The organism is Enterococcus sp. AZ011 (assembly GCF_050548355.1).
Lineage (GTDB): Bacteria > Bacillota > Bacilli > Lactobacillales > Enterococcaceae > Enterococcus > Enterococcus faecalis.
On record NZ_CP172959.1, the window covers coordinates 2,768,479 to 2,788,367 of the forward strand.

Genomic DNA, 19,889 nt, shown 5'->3' on the forward strand with positions numbered 1-19,889 from the left:
CTAATCCACAGCAATCTCTACTGTTTTACTAAGGGTAATTCCTTGTTGTTTGCAAACATAGGCGGTAGTGAAATCGGTAACCCAACCGCCAATAAAATTCATTAATATCCCTACAAACATATAGCGAATCGCTAGGTCCATCGAATTTAGTCCTAACGTATCAATCCCTTGCGCAATCCCTAACCAAACGAACAATTCACCAGGATTAATATGAGGAAAAACTCCATTACTGGTATGACAAAATTGCGCTTGTGCAGCATAATAGCTAGGTTTATAGTATTCTGGTAAAAATCGAGCCATCGTAAAGGACATTGGATTGCCTAACATAAAAGCGGATAAAAAAGGCAACACTAAATACCGCGTAACAGGATTTTTGGCAGAAAGTTTGGCTACCTTGGTTACTCTTTCTTCTCCTAGAAAAGCAATTAAAGTATTCATAGCTACCATTAACATCAAAACAACAGGTACGATGCCTGTCATCCAAGAAATAAATGTTTCTGCTCCTGTTTGGAAAAGGTGCATAAATCCTTCCGCAAATTTTGTAATATAAGACATTACTCGACACTTCCTTTCAATTTTGTTTGTACTTTATTTTTCCATAATTGCCATTGAATTTTGGCTCCATTAAGCGGCGTTAATGGTTGTGTTTCTTGATAATTGCCAAGCTCAACACGTAAGTAAATTTCTCGTGCATTTTCCATCGCTTGTTGGGTTAATTTATTTTCCTTTTGTACGAGTGGATGGTAATGATCCATATAATGAATATCCTCGTTCACGTACTGAGGTAAGGGATGAAATTTAGCTAGAACGGTGACACCTTGCATCTTTCTAGCGGCTAAGATTTTCCCTTGCGAATCCACAGCAAACAAGATAATCGTGCCTGCTTTTAACTTCCCTGCACGTCGACCAATCGCGACTTTTCCTAATTGTCGCAATTCTTGGTAGTTTTGATTAAAGTGTTTAATCTGTTTCATTCCCATAGCTATCTGAACGAAGTAAGCTGTTAAAAAAAGCGCCCCGAATACGTAGATAAAACTCATATGATAATCCCCTTCCTTTGCATCCACTCTTTAACCGCTAAAACATCTCGTTGCTTCCGTAATTCATTACGTAAACGTTCGTCTCCTGCGATTGTAAACAAGCGGTCATATAGTTGTAGTAACTCTGCTTCAACAGTGGCCGTCAGCTCTTCTGGAATACCCAACAGCAAAATAACATCAACTTTACCTTCTGGTGTAACCAGTGATTCTTCAAAAACCCCAATCGATAAAATAATCGTTGGTAAGGCTTGATTAATTGTATGGGGAAAGGCAATCCCCGATTCAAAAATAGTTGTTTGTTGATCTTCTCTAGTAAAAATTCGTTCGATAAATCGGGGATCTACTAATTTTTCTGCTTCTAAATCAGCAATCATTTTCTGGATATTCGCTCGGTAACCTTGAGTATTCTCTAATAATTGATAGGTCATATGAATATTTTGAGATTCCACGGAACGAATTTCTTTTGCTCTCTGCCACTCATTTCTGAGCCAAGTATCGTTAAATAAATTAGTTAAATGGATCATCGGTGTTTGTGGTCGAATATTTTTTAAGGGAATGGTTGTAAAAATAGCAAAATATTGATTCAATTCTCTTCTCTCTGCCTCTTCTTCAGAAAAATGGGCAATCTGGACGTCTGGACCCAAAACTTTTTCTAATTGCCGCTGAATGATCAAGGCCGTTCCATGACCTGTACTGCAGATTACAGCGATTTCTTTTTTGGCTCCCGCTTCATAGTTCCCTCTCAATGCTAGTTCAAAATACAAAGCGAGATACCCAAATTCAACCGTCGGCACACAACGATTTAACAAACGGCCCAATTCTTGCAAGCCAATCTTGGCTAATTCATAGGCCAAAGGATATTGTCGTTCAATTTCTCCGTAAAATAAATCGTGACACTCCACATGAAAAACGAGTCGATTCATCACGTTTCTTAAATGATCTTTCATTTCTGAAAACAAGAAGTCCTCATCAAATTCAACAACAACTGAATGATGAATTTTTTTCATCATTTTTTGAAAATAGTCAGCTAAGAGTCCTTCATCAGCCAATAAAGAATTACGAATATGGTTTGTGTTGATGTTAAAAGGAAAGCTGATAAAGGAACGTTCCCATTGGCTTAACGTTACATTATAGGTTATTTCCAAGTGATACATCAGTTCTTCAATCTGCTCGTTATGACGAACATAATCAACATATTCTGGTGGTAGTTCCGTAATGAGTTTTCCAGCTAAAACACGCTGCAAAACAATTGAAACCACTCTTCGTAAAAGAAAACTATCTTGTTTTGCTAGTCTTGTTTCTTTGATTATTTTTTGTATCATTTGTTTGGTAGTTTCATGAAGAAACTGTTCTTCAAAATATTCTTGGACGTAATTCACATGAAGTAAGCGTAAATCAAACTCTTTTCCTTCTAAATGAATGCCACGGTTTGGCGTGCCTACAACCGCAACCTGCCAAGGAGCAATCAGCTCTTTCATGCGCTTAATGTCTTTATTAACTGTGCCGCGACTAACGGCGAGTTCTTCGGATAAATCATAAGTTGAAATAAATTGATCTTCTTCTATTAATCGTTTGATAATGTAGGAAACACGCTTGCTTGAAGAATTAAAATCAGATTCCCTTTTTAGCCGTCCAGACAAAACCTCTTCAAAACCTTCAAAGTTATTGATTTCTAACTGAAAGAGATTTTCCTTCTGAATAATTTGGGCAATACCGATTAATTCATCATTCAATGTATCAATGTTTTTACGAACTGTTTGAGGACTTGCGGCTAATTTCTCTTGCAATTCCTGTAAGCTCATTCCTTTGTGATCAACTAGTAATTTTATTACTTGGTACCATCTATTTACTAGCGTCATTTAGTTTTCCCACCTCTATCCTCTTGTTTTACCTCCAGCTACGTTTGTGGTGATGCCTGTAATATAGCTTGAACGGTCTGATAAATAATAGCATACTAAGTCAGCGACTTCATGGAGTTTTCCGCTACGACCTAATGGAATCGTACTTGTTTTTGAATAACCTGCTCGCAATTGCTCCACAGAAATGTTTCGTGTATAAGCCAATGCTTCTTCGTATGCTAAGGTGCGCAAGCCCGTTTCTTCCATAATGCCTGGCGCAATCCCCACGACACGGACGTTTGATTTTCCTAACTCTTTAGCCCATGAACGTGTATAACTGCTGACCGCTGCTTTCGTTGCAGCGTAGGCGCTTTGCCCTTCGGAGCCTTCTAATCCAGCTTCTGAAGACATATTAATAATGACACCTGCTTGTTTTTGTACAAGAATCCGGCCCACTGCTTGGCTCATTAGGTAGAGCCCTTTTTGATTGATGGCTACAATTTTGTCGAATACCTCATCCGATAATTCATAAGGCCCATGAGGATGATTTTTATCCACCAATAGACGAGGAATATTGATTCCGGCATTATTTACTAGGCCATCTACGGTTCCAAATTTTTCCACCACTTGAGCGACACCCGCTTCTACTTCTGCTCGAGAAGTTACATCGACTTTCACAAAGAGTAAATGCTCATGTTGCGTTTCTGATGCTGAAATATCAAAATTAGCAACATAGACCTCTTGTGCTAACAAGCTTTCAACAATGCTGCGACCAATACCAGATGAGCCTCCTGTAACAATCACTACTTTTCCTTTAATTCCTAACCAATCTGTCATTTGTTCCACTCCTATCATTTGTTTGCGCTTTCAGTATAGGTCAGTTTGTGAAATTATTTAAGACAGTCTTTTTTTGCAGTTTAGAAAAAAAAGTAGACTAATTCAAAACAAAAAAGCAGTTGCTTCTTCACAATCAATCATCCGTGAAGAAGCAACTGCTTCAAATTTTTATTATCCTTGCACTTTCGCGATTTTTCCTTGTTCGATGTAGACTAAACTGAGTTATAAGTAGCTATTTCCAAATATTCCAACTTTATACTGCTGTTAAAATTAATTTTGCTGTGTCGGTCGGTACATCATGTTTAGAGTTGTAGAAAGAAGTAGAAATAATTTCTCCCTCTTTTAACTCAATTGCTACATCTTGATTCCCTGGATTAAAATTTTGCGACCTAGAATTTCCTTCATTATCATTATATATATCTAAATCCCAACCCAAATTAGCAAACTGTGGATCCATTTCCATGTTTGTACTCAATTTGTATTTTCCAGCAGGTACATCTCTTCCCACTATATATTCGCCAATACCTAACTCTGTAGCTTCTGTAACTTTTTCTGGTACAGCATTTAGTTTGATTTTAGATATATTTCTAAAACTTAACACATCACCATCAAATAAAATTAATCTTACTTTTGAAGCATAATCTGCACCTGAATCAGGTGTACCCAAGACCCAATTAAAAAATAATCCGTTAATATCTTTTCTAGTTCCTGTGAAATTACCACGTCCACCAGTAACTTCTAAATCATAAATACCAGGTTTTACTGTAGCATCATTCCCCACAGTTATATCTCCAGTTACATAGATTTCATCAACCGACTGGCCATTAGCTGCTAATTTATTCATTATTTTTGGCAATGAATCTTCTGTTTTCTGTGAATCACTCGAACTATTTGTCACTTTTATCGGTTCTTCTGAACTTTTTTTTGAACCAGTACTTTCACTATTAGATGCACATGCAGTCAAACTAATCAATAATAATAAAGATATCCCCATATACCATTTTTTACTCAACACAAAACTTCTCTCCCCTGACTTTTATTTTTGTTCAGATAATTGTGGTCACTTATATGTTACTTTTTCCACTAATATAAATCAAGAACATTCTAATATATGTTAAAAATATAATTATTTCTATGAGTTAGCTTGTTTATTTTTTCTATTCAAACTAAATTAACTACAATAAAACTCATCCATACAAAAAGAAAGCTGCTATGCTAGTGCATTTAAAAGTTAAATCAAAAAAAATTAATTTTTGAGTTTAACTACACCATTTAAATAGCAACTTTCTTTTTTCACTTATTATCCTTGTACTTTCGCGATTTTTCCTTGTTCGATGTAGACCATCAAAATGCTAATGTCAGCGGGGTTCACACCGCTGATACGGCTTGCTTGGGCAATCGTTTCTGGTTGGATTTTTTGTAGTTTTTGTTTTGCTTCTGTAGCCAAGCCGTTAATCGCTTGGTAATCGATGTTTTCTGGAATGCGTTTTGCTTCCATGCGTTTTAGTTTCTCAACTTTTTCCATGGCTTTTTTAATGTAGCCTTCGTACTTGATTTGAATTTCTACTTGTTCAATCACTTTTGGATCGAGCGCCTCTTCAGGTGCGGGAATAAATTGAGCGACTTCTTGATAACTGATTTCTGGGCGTTTCAGAAAATCTCTAGCTAAAATACCGTCTTTTAAGCCAGCAGCGCCTTTAGTTTCCAAAAATGCTTGCACTTCTTTGGTTGGTTTAATCCGATGTTTGCCTAAGCGGGCAATTTCCGCTTCAACAGCCGCTTTTTTGACTAGATAGGCGGCATATTGTTCTTCTTTGACTAAGCCAATTTCATGACCCATTTCTGTTAAACGTAAGTCCGCATTGTCATGTCGTAAAATTAAACGATACTCCGCACGTGACGTTAATAAGCGATAAGGTTCGTTAGTACCTTTTGTAACTAAATCGTCAATCATGACGCCAATATAGCCATCACTACGTTTTAAAACAAGAGGCTCTTTGCCTTGAATTTTCAATGCAGCATTAATTCCTGCCATCAAGCCTTGACCAGCAGCTTCTTCGTAGCCACTAGTTCCGTTCGTTTGACCTGCTGTATAAAGATTCTCAATGACCTTTGTTTCTAATGTTGGGCGTAATTGGTGAGGGACTACCACATCGTATTCAATGGCGTAACCTGTACGCATCATTTCTACTTTTTCTAATCCTTCAATAGAATGAAGCATTTCTGTTTGGACATCTTCTGGTAAAGAAGTAGATAAGCCTTGGACGTAAACTTCTTCGGTATTCAACCCTTCTGGTTCCAAGAACAATTGGTGTCTTGGTTTGTCTGCAAAACGAACAATTTTGTCCTCGATGGATGGGCAATACCGAGCGCCCACACCTTCCACAATCCCAGTAAACATTGGGGCGCGGTGTAGATTTTTTTGAATAATTTCATGCGTTGTTTCATTCGTATAAGTTAACCAACAAGGTTCTTGGTTTTGATTGTAGGCACTATCTGGCGTGCTGTAACTAAAGTGGTTGGGTTCTTTATCGCCTGGTTGTTCCTCTGTCACAGAATAATCAATCGTACTTGATTTTACTCGTGGCGGCGTTCCTGTTTTAAAGCGATCGATTTCTAAACCTAATTCTTTTAAATGATTGGCTAAACCAACGGAAGGTTGCGAATTGTTTGGTCCTGAAGAATATTTTAATTCACCAATAATAATTTCGCCACGCAAGGCAGTACCGGCAGTAATCACCACTGCTTGACTACGGTATGCGGCACCTGTTGAAGTTACAACACCACGACAAACGCCATCTTCCACGATTAATTCTTCAACAATCCCTTGACGAAGGGTTAAATTTTCTTCTTTTTCAATGGTATGTTTCATTTCTGTCGCATAGGCATGTTTGTCAGCTTGCGCGCGCAACGCACGCACTGCTGGACCTTTACCAGTATTTAGCATCCGCATTTGGATGTAGGTTTTATCAATGTTTTTACCCATTTCGCCGCCTAATGCATCGATTTCTCGGACAACGACTCCTTTGGCAGGTCCACCAACAGAAGGGTTACATGGCATAAAAGCAACCATATCTAAATTAATCGTTAAAAGTAACGTTTTAACGCCCATTCGTGCGGCTGCTAAGGCTGCTTCAGAGCCAGCATGTCCAGCACCGACGACAATAACATCATATGATTCTGCTTGATATTGATTCATAAAAAATTCCTCTCTTGTCTTATTTTCCTAAACAAAATTGACTAAATAACTGTGTAATTAATTCATCTTGGACACTATCACCGACGATTTCCCCTAAATAATCCCAACAACGGGTCATATCAATTTGAACTAAATCGACTGGCATACCTGCTTCGATGCCGTTAATCACTTCTTGTAACGAAAGCGCTGCTTGATCTAGCAAAGCAATATGACGTGTATTAGAAATATAGGTAGCATCTTTTTCGCCTGTTTGGCCGCCAAAGAAAAGATCAGCAATTTTCGCTTCTAACTGGTCTAAGCCTGTGTTTGACAACACCGAAACGGATAAAATTTCTTCTGCAGGGACTAATTCTTGTAATTCGTTAGGATCTAGTTTTGTCGGTAAGTCCATTTTATTTAAAAGAATAACGCGTTTTAAGCCTTTCGTTGCTTCCAACAGTTGACGATCTTCCTCTGTCAATTCTTCGCTTTGATTTAAGACTAACAAAATTAAATCCGAATCTGCTAACGCTTTGCGGCTACGTTCGACACCAATTCGTTCAACAATGTCTTCTGTTTCGCGAATCCCCGCTGTATCAATTAATTTTAAAGGAACACCGCGAACGTTAACGTATTCTTCAATGACATCACGTGTCGTTCCAGCAATATCTGTAACGATAGCTTTTTCTTCTCGTAACAGATGGTTTAACAAACTGGATTTCCCGACATTTGGTCGGCCAATAATTGCTGTACTTAGACCTTCTCGCAAAATTTTTCCTTGTTTAGCGGTCGTTAATAATTGTTGAATCTGCGCTTTCACAAATTCGGCTTTTTCTAAAAGTAATTTCGTGGTTAATTCTTCGACATCATCATACTCTGGATAATCGATATTAACTTCTACTTGTGCTAAAGTATTTAAAATTTCTTGTCTTAATGAACGAATTAACGCCGACAAGTTACCATCCAATTGATTCAATGCAACATTCATCGCTTTATCCGTTTTAGCACGGATTAAGTCCATCACTGCTTCTGCTTGTGAAAGATCCATTCGGCCATTTAGAAAAGCACGTTTTGTAAATTCCCCAGGTTCGGCCATTCGTGCGCCTTCACGTAACAGTAATTGCAATAATTGGTTCACCACGACAATGCCGCCATGACAGTTAATTTCTACCACGTCTTCTCGTGTAAATGTTTTCGGTGCCCGCATCACAGAAAGCATGACTTCATCAATCAATTGATCGTTTTGCGGATCAACAATATGACCATAATGAATCGTGTGCGTGGGGACTTTAGCTAAATCTTTAGTGCCTGACCGATAAACTTTGTTTGCAATAGCAACTGCTTGCTCGCCACTTAAACGAACAATACTAATCGCACCTTCACCTGGCGGCGTAGAAATCGCCGCAATTGTATCAAATTCCATTGTAGCTGATTGCATAATTAGCTTCCTTTCTTCATAACAACAAAAAAAGCGCCCACTCCTCCTGCATTAAAAAATTCAGGTTGGATTTAGCACTTTCACTGCTTGTTCCTTCGATTTTCTGAAAATAGAATAGCACATTTTATTCTATTTGGCAATTTTTCTTCATTAAATGGAACGAGAAAACGTATCATTGAGTGGGGAATTCTCAACAATACGTTTTCTCATCTATAGGAATTAAAGGAGAGAGCTAGTTTTTACGTTTGCGTTTGATGATTCCCATGCTCGCAAGGAGTGCGACAAAGGCGCCAAACAAACTTGTTGTCACGGCTGAAGACTCTTTTTCACCTGTGCTAGGTAAGAAGCCTGTTTTCCCGTGATTTCCAGTGCCATAACTGATGGTGCTTAGTTTAGGGTGGTAGCCACTACCATTTGTACCGAGGCCATTGCCTAGTGAACCTAAGCCAGAACCTGTTGTGCCTAAACCAGAACCTCCATTTGGATTTGAACCTGTGTTTGAACCATTCCCATTATTCCCACCAGTTGCGCCATTGTTTCCTGTGTTGCCGCCTGTATTGCCGTTATTTCCGCCAGTGTTACCATTGCCTCCTCCAGGATTCGTTGGGTCGGCTGGTGTCATGAAGGTTGTAGCCGTACTGTAATGTCCTGCGCCATCTGTAGCTGTCGCAAGTAAACTTTGTTGAGCAGTCGCTTGTCCCGCTGTTAATTGGATAGCGAAGTTGCCTTCAGCATCGGTGGCACCTACAGCAATCACACTTCTTAATAGTCGGTTACTAATTTGAATGATTCGGTTTGGTTCAGCTGTTCCTTTGATGAGGTAGCCGGCTTTAGACGTTCCTAAAACTGAAGAAACAGTTGGTGCCGCAATTTTAATTTCTGGTTCTCCCGTAATATCGGCTGGCGTCATAAATGTGGTTTTAGGACTCACATTTCCTTGTGTATCTGTGGTTAGTGCGGTTAACGTTTCTTTTTCTGTTGCTAACCCTGCTGCAATATGAACGGAGAAGGTGCCTCCAGTAGTTGTATTGCCACTTGCCAATAATTGTTCACTGCTATTGTAAAATTGAACCGTGACATTTGGATCAGCAGTTCCAGTGACTGTATAGCCATTGGCTTTGTTTCCTTCAACCTTCGTAATAGTTGGCGCCGCTAAAACAACATCCGCTGGAATAACGGCTGTAGCTGGTTGACTTTCATTGCCAGCGCCATCTTTGCTAATAATCGTAATCGTTTCTCCTGGTGTCACTACGCCAGCTGGTAGAGTCACCGTATATTGGCCGGTTTCGTTAGCAGTGGTAGCAGCAATGATGGTTCCGTCTGCGTCACGGACATCAATAGTGGTTTTGGGCTCCGCCGTTCCAGTGATTTCGTAACCTTTACCAGAATTTCCGGTAATAGAATCAATGGTTGGTGTGGCTAAGTCGGCTGGTGTAGTTGCTGTAGCTGGCTGACTTTCTTTTCCTGTTGCATTTTTCGCTACGACAGTTATTGTTTCGTTAGCTGAGGCCTTCCCTGGCTCTAAAGTCACTGTGTATTTGCCATCAGTTCCAGTAGTTGCCATGCCAAGGACTGTGCCATCGGCGTCACGCACCTCAACTGTTGTACCAACTTCTGCTGCTCCTACTACTTGATAGCCGTTTGTCGTGCTACCAGTGATTTTGTCAACAGTAGGTGTCGCGACTGGTGCATCTGGATCAGCAGGTGTTTTGAAAGCAGTCGGATTACTTTCTTTCCCAGCAGCATCTTTCGCAATGGCAGTTAAGGCTTCGTTAGCTGTTGCTGTGCCCGTCGGAAGAGTGATTGTAAATGCGCCAGCACCATCAGTCGTTCCCGTAGCAATAACTAAACCTGCTTCATTGTGAATCTCAATGGTGACATTTGGCTCTGCCGTGCCGGTTACTTGATACCCAGTGGCAGTTGTTCCTGTAACAGTCGTCACAGTTGGTGCTGCTACGGTTGCATCTTCAGGGACCGTCACTTCCGTTGGTTGACTTTCATTGCCGTCACCGTCTTTTCCAACAACTGTTAATGTATCACCAGGATTAGCGGCTCCCGCTGGAAGGTCCACAGTAAAGTTTCCTTGATCATCCGTTGTCGTTGTACCAATAATTGTTCCATCTGGGTTCCGTACTTCAATGGTGGTATTAGGGTCCGCCGTCCCAGTGATTTCATAACCAGTTGTTGAATCTCCAGTAATGTCACCAATTGTTGGTGTGGTAACATCAGCGGGTGTCATAGCTGTAGTTGGTTGACTCTCAAGTCCAGTATCATTTTTAGCAACTACATTCACTGTTTGTTTAGCTGTTGCTTTTCCTGAAGCTAACGTCACAGTATATTGGCCAGTCGGTCCAGTTGTTGCGGTGCCTAAAACTGTTCCGTCTGTTGCACGAACTTCAATGGTGGTGCCAAGTTCAGCGGTACCTGTCACTTGATATCCTTGTGTTGTATTCCCAGTAACTTTGTCGACACTTGGCGGTGCCACTACTTCATCTGCTGGTGTTTGGAAGGTTGTCGGTGTACTTGTATTGCCATCAGGATCTTTGGCTAACGCTGTCAATGTTTCATTCGCATTTGCCGTCCCAGCTGGAAGGTTCACAGCAAAGGAACCAGTCCCATCGGCAGTCCCTGTTACAATCACGTTCCCATCTGCATCACGAATTTCAATGGTAGCATTCGGATCAGCGGTGCCTGTCACCTGATAACCAGCAACTGAATTACCTGTTACTCCTGTTACAGTTGGTGCTGTAACCGTGGCATCAGCAGGAACAAGGACTTCAGTCGGTTGACTTTCATTTCCTGCGTTATCCTTTCCAATCACTGTTAACGTATCCCCAGGATTTGTCGTTCCCGTTGGTAGCGTTACAGTAAAATCACCATTCGCATCAGAGGTACCTGTACCAATGACTGCCCCAGCTGGATCACGAACTTCGATTGTTGTGTTAGGGTCTGCTGTTCCTGTAATTTCATAACCCGAACCAGAGTTGCCTGTGATGTTATCAACTGTTGGTGCAGTGACATCAGCTGGTGTTGTCGCCGTTGCTGGTTGACTTTCCGTGCCACTAGCGTTTTTCGCTACAACGCTCAGCGTTTGATTTGCTGTTGCTTTTCCTGGATCTAAAGTCACTGTATATTTTCCGTCAGTTCCAGTTGTTGCAGTACCAAGGACCGTGCCAGCTGCATCGCGAACCTCAATGGTGGTGCCAACTTCAGCAGTCCCTTTGACCTCATAGCCTTTTGTTGTACTACCTGTTACAGTCTCAACAATTGGCGTCGCTACGGGTGTATTAGGATCCGCTGGTGTTTGGAACGTTGTTGGCGTACTTTCTGTGCCGCTGGCGTTTTTCGCTACGGCGGTTAACGTTTCATTGGCACCTGCTTCACCTGCGGGAATGGTAACTGTAAACGCTCCTGTCCCATCAGCGGTACCTGTACCTATTACGGTGCCTCCTGCATTTCGGATCTCAACCGTGGCATTGGCGTCGGCGGTGCCTTTGATCTCGTAACCTGCTGTTGAATTGCCTGTTACTCCTGTGATTGTTGGTGCGGTTACGGTTGCTTCATCCGCTGGTGTTTGGAACGTTGTTGGCGTGCTTTCTGTGCCGCTGGCGTTTTTCGCTACGGCGGTTAACGTTTCATTAGCACCTGCTTCACCTGCGGGAATGGTAACTGTAAATGCCCCTGTCCCATCGGCGGTACCTGTACCTATTACGGTGCCTCCTGCATTTCGGATTTCAACCGTGGCATTGGCGTCGGCAGTTCCTTTAACTTCGTAACCTGCCGTTGAATTACCTGTCACTCCTGTGATTGTTGGTGCGGTTACGGTTGCTTCATCCGCTGGTGTTTGGAACGTTGTTGGCGTACTTTCTGTGCCGCTGGCGTTTTTCGCTACGGCGGTTAACGTTTCATTCGCACCTGCTTCACCTGCGGGAATGGTAACTGTAAATGCCCCTGTCCCATCAGCAGTACCTGTACCTATCACGGCACCTCCTGCATTTCGGATTTCAACCGTGGCATTGGCATCGGCAGTTCCTTTAACTTCGTAACCTGCCGTTGAATTGCCTGTTACTCCTGTTACGGTAGGTGCGGTTACTTCACTAGTAGTACCTGCAGCAAAATAAATGTTGGATACACCGTCTGCTGTTGCTAATAAATTAACGTCTAAAAGATCTGTTTGAACGACTGTTCCTACAAAACGAGCATCTAAATTATTGGATAAATTTTGAGGTGTTGAAACGGTAGTTGGTAAAGTAACCGTAGTTGCGCCTAGTAAAGAAGCATCCACTAACTCATTCACACCTGAACCACCAACCGCTAATAAAGGCAAAGCACCTGAAACAGCCACGTTTACCGTGCCTTTGACAGGAAGCAAGGCTGCATTTATGGCTGTGGCGACAAGATTACTTGGGATACTGGTTCCTTTTGCCTCCAAAGCTTGAACTGCCGCATTCAAATCTTGTAAGATGTTTGAAACATTTTGGGCTAAAACTAACCCTAAACCATCACTAATTGGTGCGCTAATGTATGAGCCGTCAGCTGCTAACGTTTCCGGAGCTGTAAATGAAGCAGCACCTAAGTTTTCAATGTTATTCACTAATTCCAACTGACGATTCACTTCCGTCAGATCAATATCAACACCAGTTAAATTCCCTAACGCTCCACTGGTAATTTGAGTAATGACATTGGTTAAATCATTGGCTGCATTCAAAACGGCGGTCAAAAAAGTAACTTTTGAAAGATCAATCGTGACATTGGTATTGATTGCTGCGCTGCCTGCTGCAGCTACATTTCCTCTTAACTCAGGAGGAACCACTAACACCGCTTGTTTTTGTCCACTAAACACAGCGGAAGCATCTGCTAAAGCGCCACCAGAAACCGTGAAATTAACTGGTTGATTTTGGTTTGCGGCTGTCCAACGATTACTCGTTGAAGTGCCACTGTCATTATTTGACGTAACATTTGATAATAGTTCGATATCCAAGACCGCTGCTGATGCACTGATTGTGCCAGAGGTAACAGCTATACTTACAGGGATTGCTAATGACGTAAATAATAAACCACTTGATATTGCTAAATTAAGCATCTTGCGTTTTGTCCATTTTTTATGCTGACTTTTCCGATTAAAATCCTCAACAATTTTCTTTTTCATCTGATCGTCCCTCTTTTCTTTAAAATAAACGATAAATACCAAGATCATTAGCTTCCCCTAGTTGTTCATCTCCCCCTTTAGCGATTTAAATGGATTTAACACCTGCAGTTTAGTACATTTCCTCAGCTTTTCAAAATATAATGCTGTGAATTTTTATATAAAAATTCATTTGATAACAAGCATCCTGGATATGTTAAAAAACTCACTAATTCATTAGTGAGTTATTATACAATGAGAGGAAAATGAGGAAGTTTATACATTTCTCCCCAATCATTAAAGATAAATAAATTATTTTATTATAACTTATCGTTTGATAAATCGATAATTAAATAACGGAAAATTTTTTTATTTTTTTGAGAAATTCCACTATTATTTTTTCTGCTTCTTTGACTGTTTTTATCAATTTTATGGCTGTAAGTCATAAAAACTTTACATCAAAAAAATGACTCTAATCTATAACAATTTTTTCTGTTTTTAAGATTTTTTTTATGAAATTTTTTATATTAAAAAAATTTCATAAAAAAAGGCGACAGCCGTTTTTGAACGAATGCCGCCTTTTAGATAAACAAAAACCTGATTCTAAAAGAATCAGGTTTAGGAAAAGCAAATCAAGATTCGCTTCAACTGTTTATCATCGTATTTGTATACTCTGATAAGAATGATTTCGTAATAAAATATACTGTGTTTCGTGGTATTTGTCAATCGCTTTCTTGAATTCTCTTGAGACCTTTCCATAAGCATATAAGGTCAAAACAACTGACCAAATCAGCGTTGTAACTATCTTTTTAATTAAGGCGTCAGCCAATTTAATTTCATGAGTTTATCTAAAAACACCACCAAAATTAAAGCATCTGCACTGCCACCAATACTCCAATTTTTTTCTTTGAATAAGTGATTCAATCTTTCTAAACAAAGGGTTCCCCGTAACGTTTGTGTCCCCCCTAAAGCAAAATATTTCTGAATTAACGGTTGATATATTTCAAAAATTTGGACATTTTGACTTCGTTTAATCAAATTCGTATCCTCAACATAGAGCGATAAATAAAGGAGCGTATCAATGAGTTTTTGTTGTTGTGTGCCTTGATGTTTTTGATAATAAGGCACTCCCTGTTCAAAGACAGCGGGATAACCTTGTTGCGCCTCACCACGGATTCCAGTCAAGCCATGCTGAACAAATAATCGTTCACCCCAAGTCAGTTTTTCTAGCTCATTCGTAGCGAGGTTTTCAAAGTCGGCCAGTAAGTCTTGCGTCATTGTTTGAAGCGTTTGTTGAAACAATTGTAAGGTGCAAGGGGTCTCCCAAATCATTAGACGACCACAGATAGCTAAAAAAATACCTAGAGAAAAAATCGCTCCTTTATGTGTGTTGATCCCTTCTGTTGCCTCAAACATTGCTCGTTCTGCTTCTAAACCAACTTGTCGAATTGCGCGAAATGTTGCCTCAATCGGCAAATGACGTAGCTCTGTCCCAGCTTGAACGAAGGTTTCAAAATAAGGAGTCAAAACCACACTACTTTCTAAAAAAGTGAAAACATCCATATCTTGATGGGCGCCTGCATCGACTGGATCCACCAAGCCTGGTTTATTTAAACAGGTCACTTCATAGAGTAGTGCCAATTGTGCTTGCTGCGCTAATTTACTCCTTGCTTGCTTTGTCATTGCCTCTTACGTCCCTTCTTCTGCCGTGGTCTTTTCTTGTTTTATATAGTCTAGTACAGCATTAAAAACCGTGTCAACTACGCCGCCATCAAATACATTAGGTATGAATTTTTCTGCTGTGGGTTCTGAAATCATAGCGGCCAAGCTTCGTGCTACTGTCATTTGCAAACCGACATCGACTTTTCTGCCTTTCGCTGCCAATAACCCTTTAAAAAGACCTGGAAAAGCTAAAATGTTGTTCACTTGATTCGGATATTTGGAAGAACCAGTTGCTAATAAACGGACGCCATTGGCTTGGGCGAGGGCTGGTTCAATTTCTGGTTTAGGATTTGCTAAAGCAAAGATAATTGGGTCTTGGTTCATTGATTTAATCAGGGCTGGCGTTAGCACATCCGCTTCTGATAAGCCTAAAAAAACATCCTGATTGACGACAGCGGTGGCTAAATCTTTGTTTTCTACTGATGGTTTTATTACCTGTCGAAGCAAAGCACGTTGGTAAGGATTCAATGTCGGGTCTTCTTCTCTTAAAACACCTTGGCGATCTACTAAGGTGAGATGCGTAATCCCCGCTTGAATACATAACTTAGCGGTCGCTACACCAGAAGCTCCAACTCCGTTAATCACCACACGTAATTCATTTAAAGGTTTTCCTTTAATTTTAGCTGCGTTAATTAGCCCAGCTAAAACGACAATGGCAGTGCCTTCTTGGTCATCATGATACACAGGAATGTTCAAACGTTGTTGAAGTTTTTCTTCAATTTCAAAACATTTTGGTGCAGAAATATCTTCTAAATGGATTCCTGCAAAACTATTTTGTAAATTTTCAATTGTTTGAACCATCTCGTCCACTGATTTTTGTTCCAGTGCTAAGGGAATAGCATCGACCCCCGCCAAATTTTTATAAAGTAAAGCTTTGCCTTCAACAATTGGCAAGCCCGCTTGCGTGCCCATATTGCCGAGACCCAGAACAGCTGATCCATCTGTAATAACCGCAATTAACTTACCACTAATGGTCCACTCGCGCGCTAATTCATGATTTTGGGCAATCATTAAACTCAATTCTGCGACACCAGGTGTATACATTTTGGCTAAATCATGATGGTTTAACACCGCTTCTGTTGCTTCAAGACTTAGTACACCAATATTTTTTTGATGAATTGCTAGAACTTCTTCTAACACATTGTCACTTCCTTTCACGGGCTGCCTTTTTTCTATTTGATGAAGCAAGGGTTTGAACAACCGTTATCGTCGCTCAAACCCTTGCTTCTTTATACATTTGCGGAGCACTTGCCCGTTCTATTCTGGCAAGTCAAGTTTGACTGTCACTTTCTGTAACGGTACATCGTAAAAAGGATCTTCACGACGTCCTAAAAAGTCTTTTCCTTGTTGTGGGAACATCGCATATAATAGGACATCCTCTTCAGATTTTGCATATTGTTGGATTTCATTTTCTAAACTATGCAACTCTGGTTTCAATAAATCCGCTGGTCGACAAGTGATTACCTCTTCATCCCCAATGATTTTTTGCTTAATCTCTTCTGCGATAGGTGCTGGTGATTTGCCATATTCTCCGCGCACATAATCTTTGATTTCATTCGGTATTAAGGAATATCTTTCCCCAGAAATCACATTCATTAAGGCTTGTGTTCCGACCATTTGTGAAAGCGGCGTAACTAGTGGTGGATACCCTAAATCCGCTCTTACTTTAGGTACTTCAGCTAAAACTTCTTCATATTTGTCTTGCAAACCTTGCTCCGTTAATTGACTTAATAAGTTTGATAACATACCACCAGGCACTTGATAAATCAAGGTTTTCGGTTCCGTATCTTTAACTTTAGGGTTTAAAATGCCTTCACTTCTAAAACGATCACGAATCGGATTGAAATAGTCAGCAATCTCTGTTACTTTTTCCATATTTAAACCTGTTTCAAAGCCTAAATCTTCTAACGCAATGGCTACAGATTCTGTGGCTGGTTGACTCGTACCACCAGCGAAAGAAGAGATAGCTGTATCGATAATATCCGCACCTGCTTCAGCAACTTTTAAATAGGTCATCTCAGAAATACCACTAGTCGCATGCGTATGCACCTCTAAAGGTAAATCAATGGCATCTTTCATTTTGCTCACTAATTCAAAACCCGTTTGTGGCGTCAAAACGCCTGCCATGTCCTTAATACAAATGGAATCCGCTCCTGTTTGACTTAATTCTTTGGCTAATTTTACAAAGTAATCGATGGTATGAATTTCACTCGTGGTATAAGAGATCGCTGCTTGACAGTGTCCGCCAGCTTCTTTTGTTGTTTGAATTGCTGTTTGTAAATTACGGACATCATTCAAGGCATCGAAAATACGAATAATATCAATCCCATTTTCAACTGATTTTTCGACAAAGGCCCGCACCACATCATCAGCGTAATGACGATATCCTAGTAAATTTTGTCCTCGTAATAACATTTGAAGTTTGGTATTTTTAACTTCTTTGCGAATTTGGCGAAGACGTTCCCAAGGATCCTCGTTTAAATAGCGGACACAGGAATCAAACGTTGCCCCGCCCCACATTTCTAATGCATGAAATCCTGCCTCGTCCATTGTTTTAATAATCGGCAGCATATCTGAGGTTGGCATCCGTGTTGCAATTAAACTTTGTTGTCCATCCCGTAGCACCGTTTCTGTAAAACGAATTTTTTTACTCACTTGGCTGCTCCTTTCGTGTCAAAATTATTTCTGTTATTTTTTCTTGCATTGCTTCAAGACTGTGACGTCGATTTCGTCCACAGACTTTCGCCTCTTCTTGGCAAATAAAACAGCGCCGTGGTGGCAAGCCTAAATCTCCTCGATGAAGGCTTTTTAGTTCTTCATTTCCCCATAAAACATCTAGGTCCACTAAACGACCATAAGGATGTGTTTCTTCAATTTTGACCATTCTTTGTTTTAACTCTTGCGGGGCTAACGAAACCGCCAAATAATATTCAGGCCCTGTCTTTTCATTCCGGTAAAAATTAACAATCGGTACTTGATCCAGCAATTGTTGCTCGACTTCGTCAATTACTTCTAAAAAAACAGCCGTTAAAGTGGGCGAATTTTTTACTTCTCCAGGAATATTCATTGTGGCAGATAAGAGACTAGCTTCTGGTGCTGTTTCTAACAACTCCTTCTGTGTGGCAGCTCTTTGTTCGCGAGCATCCAACATCTCTAAAAGTGTTACTTTTTCCCCATTAAACATTGCGTACCACATCAATTAGACTACCATCTCGGTATTCAATTAACGCAACAACTTTGTCTCCATATTTAATTGGTTCCGGGGTGCCAACAATGTTGTAGGCTTTGTCTTTCAACTCTTCTAACGTAAACTGAGGAACATCTAAGGTTTTAAAACAATCAATTAAGTCTGTTCTTTTTGGATTGATTGCAATGCCGACTTCTGTTACTACGACATCGACACTCGTACCTGGTGTAACGACTGTATTTACTTGCTCAACGATTGTTGGAATCCGTCCACGAACAAGTGGTGCAATCACTAGACTCATTTTACAAGCCATACTTGTATCGGAATGTCCGCCAGAAGCACCACGGATGACACCATCTGAACCAGTAATGACATTTACATTAAAATCTGTGTCCACTTCTAAAGCAGATAAAATAGCTGTGTCTAATTGATTAATAACCGCCCCTTTGCTAAGCGGTGAGGCATACATATTGGCATCAATTTCATAATGATTGGCATTTTCCCCTAAAGAAATAGCTGATGGATGATCAAAGTCTTGGACGTCAATAATTTTTTCTACTAAGCCTTCTTCCAAAAGTTCCACCATTGCATTCGTAATTCCGCCTAAAGCGAAACTTGCTTTAATGCCATCTTTAAGCATTTGTTCTCTCATGAACCGCGTAACTGCTAGTGAAGAGCCACCTGTTCCTGTTTGGAATGAGAAGCCTTCTTTGTAGTAAGGAGAATGTGTAATTATTTTTGCGGCATATTCAGCAATCAATAATTCTTTAGGATTCTTTGTAAAACGTGTCGCGCCTTTGGCAATTCCATCTGGATCACCAATTGCATCAATTTCTACCACATAATCAACATCTGTTTGTGGAATACTAATAGGGGTATTAGGATATGGTACTAATGTGTCAGTAATGATGACCACTTGATCCGCATATTTTGCATCGACCATCGCATATCCAAGAGAACCACAGGTAGCTTTTCCTTTGGTTCCATTCGCATTTCCATAAGCATCTGAACTTGGTGCACCTAAGAAAGCTACATCAATATGGATATCGCCTGCTGCTACTGCCCGTGCCCGGCCACCATGTGAACGAATCACCACAGGATTTTCCATGATACCTGCTGAAATAGCGGCGCCTACTTTATCTCTCAAACCTGAAGAAGTAATGTTGGTGACTACTCCATTTTTAATGTGTTCGATCAAAGGTTCATGAACATTTGCAATTGAACTAGGTGCAATCGAAATGTTTTTCAGCCCCATGGCGGCAATCTCGGCTAAAACTAAATTCATCACATAGTCTCCTTCACGGAAATGGTGATGGAAAGAGATGGTCATGCCATCTTTTAAACCTGTTTTTTCAATTGCTTCACGAATACTTCCTAAAAGTTTTGTCTCCCGAGGTTTCACTGGTTTAATTGCTCGGCTCGCTTCTTGATAAGCATCAATGTGTGCTAATTCTCCTTCATAAATGCCATATTGCTCTGCATAAGATTGAGGAATGTCTTTGCCTACTTTATTTACTACCATGT

The 19,889-nt window shown here is 40.4% G+C and carries 13 protein-coding genes; all 13 read right to left on the reverse strand.

Features of this window, described 5'->3' with window-relative positions:
• Positions 1-555 carry a PTS glucitol/sorbitol transporter subunit IIC gene (srlA, locus tag IGL36_RS13300; protein ID WP_002355983.1) on the reverse strand — a complete coding sequence of 185 codons (555 nt, stop codon included), beginning with the start codon at positions 553-555 and terminating at the stop codon, positions 1-3.
• Positions 555-1,040, reverse strand: a complete 486-nt coding sequence (locus IGL36_RS13305) for a transcriptional regulator GutM (protein ID WP_002355985.1) — start codon at positions 1,038-1,040, stop codon at positions 555-557. Before IGL36_RS13305 ends, srlA begins: the two co-directional genes overlap by 1 nt.
• On the reverse strand, positions 1,037-2,899 hold the full coding sequence (locus IGL36_RS13310) for a BglG family transcription antiterminator (RefSeq protein WP_002397733.1): 1,863 nt from the start codon (positions 2,897-2,899) through the stop codon (positions 1,037-1,039). Before IGL36_RS13310 ends, IGL36_RS13305 begins: the two co-directional genes overlap by 4 nt.
• A 15-nt stretch (positions 2,900-2,914) precedes the next feature.
• Entirely contained in the window at positions 2,915-3,715 is an 801-nt protein-coding gene (locus IGL36_RS13315) for an SDR family oxidoreductase (protein ID WP_002355987.1), read from the reverse strand.
• A gap of 253 nt (positions 3,716-3,968) precedes the next feature.
• The gene (locus tag IGL36_RS13320; protein WP_002386435.1) at positions 3,969-4,709 is read right to left on the reverse strand and encodes a hypothetical protein; all 741 of its coding nucleotides are present in this window, start codon (positions 4,707-4,709) and stop codon (positions 3,969-3,971) included.
• Positions 4,710-5,015: 306 nt separating this feature from the next.
• Positions 5,016-6,914, reverse strand: coding sequence for a tRNA uridine-5-carboxymethylaminomethyl(34) synthesis enzyme MnmG (gene mnmG, locus IGL36_RS13325; protein ID WP_002355988.1), 1,899 nt, complete (start codon positions 6,912-6,914; stop codon positions 5,016-5,018).
• Positions 6,915-6,933: 19 nt separating this feature from the next.
• Positions 6,934-8,331 (reverse strand): tRNA uridine-5-carboxymethylaminomethyl(34) synthesis GTPase MnmE, encoded by a 1,398-nt coding sequence (mnmE, locus tag IGL36_RS13330; RefSeq protein WP_002355989.1) that lies wholly within the window; start codon positions 8,329-8,331, stop codon positions 6,934-6,936.
• A 232-nt stretch (positions 8,332-8,563) separates the two neighbouring features.
• A complete protein-coding gene (locus IGL36_RS13335) occupies positions 8,564-13,528 on the reverse strand; it encodes an Ig-like domain-containing protein (protein WP_025189619.1) in 4,965 nt (1,654 codons plus the stop codon).
• A 741-nt stretch (positions 13,529-14,269) separates the two neighbouring features.
• Positions 14,270-15,139, reverse strand: a complete 870-nt coding sequence (gene citG / locus IGL36_RS13340; protein WP_002397728.1) for a triphosphoribosyl-dephospho-CoA synthase CitG — start codon at positions 15,137-15,139, stop codon at positions 14,270-14,272.
• 6 nt (positions 15,140-15,145) lie between these two features.
• Positions 15,146-16,318, reverse strand: coding sequence for an NAD(P)-dependent malic enzyme (locus IGL36_RS13345; protein ID WP_010710949.1), 1,173 nt, complete (start codon positions 16,316-16,318; stop codon positions 15,146-15,148).
• 117 nt (positions 16,319-16,435) lie between these two features.
• Positions 16,436-17,833 (reverse strand): oxaloacetate decarboxylase subunit alpha, encoded by a 1,398-nt coding sequence (locus IGL36_RS13350; RefSeq protein WP_002359205.1) that lies wholly within the window; start codon positions 17,831-17,833, stop codon positions 16,436-16,438.
• Positions 17,826-18,362, reverse strand: coding sequence for a citrate lyase holo-[acyl-carrier protein] synthase (gene citX, locus IGL36_RS13355; RefSeq protein ID WP_002390266.1), 537 nt, complete (start codon positions 18,360-18,362; stop codon positions 17,826-17,828). The genes IGL36_RS13350 and citX overlap by 8 nt, the downstream gene beginning before the upstream one ends.
• On the reverse strand, positions 18,355-19,887 hold the full coding sequence (citF, locus tag IGL36_RS13360) for a citrate lyase subunit alpha (RefSeq protein WP_002355996.1): 1,533 nt from the start codon (positions 19,885-19,887) through the stop codon (positions 18,355-18,357). The genes citX and citF overlap by 8 nt, the downstream gene beginning before the upstream one ends.
• Positions 19,888-19,889 lie beyond the last annotated feature (2 nt).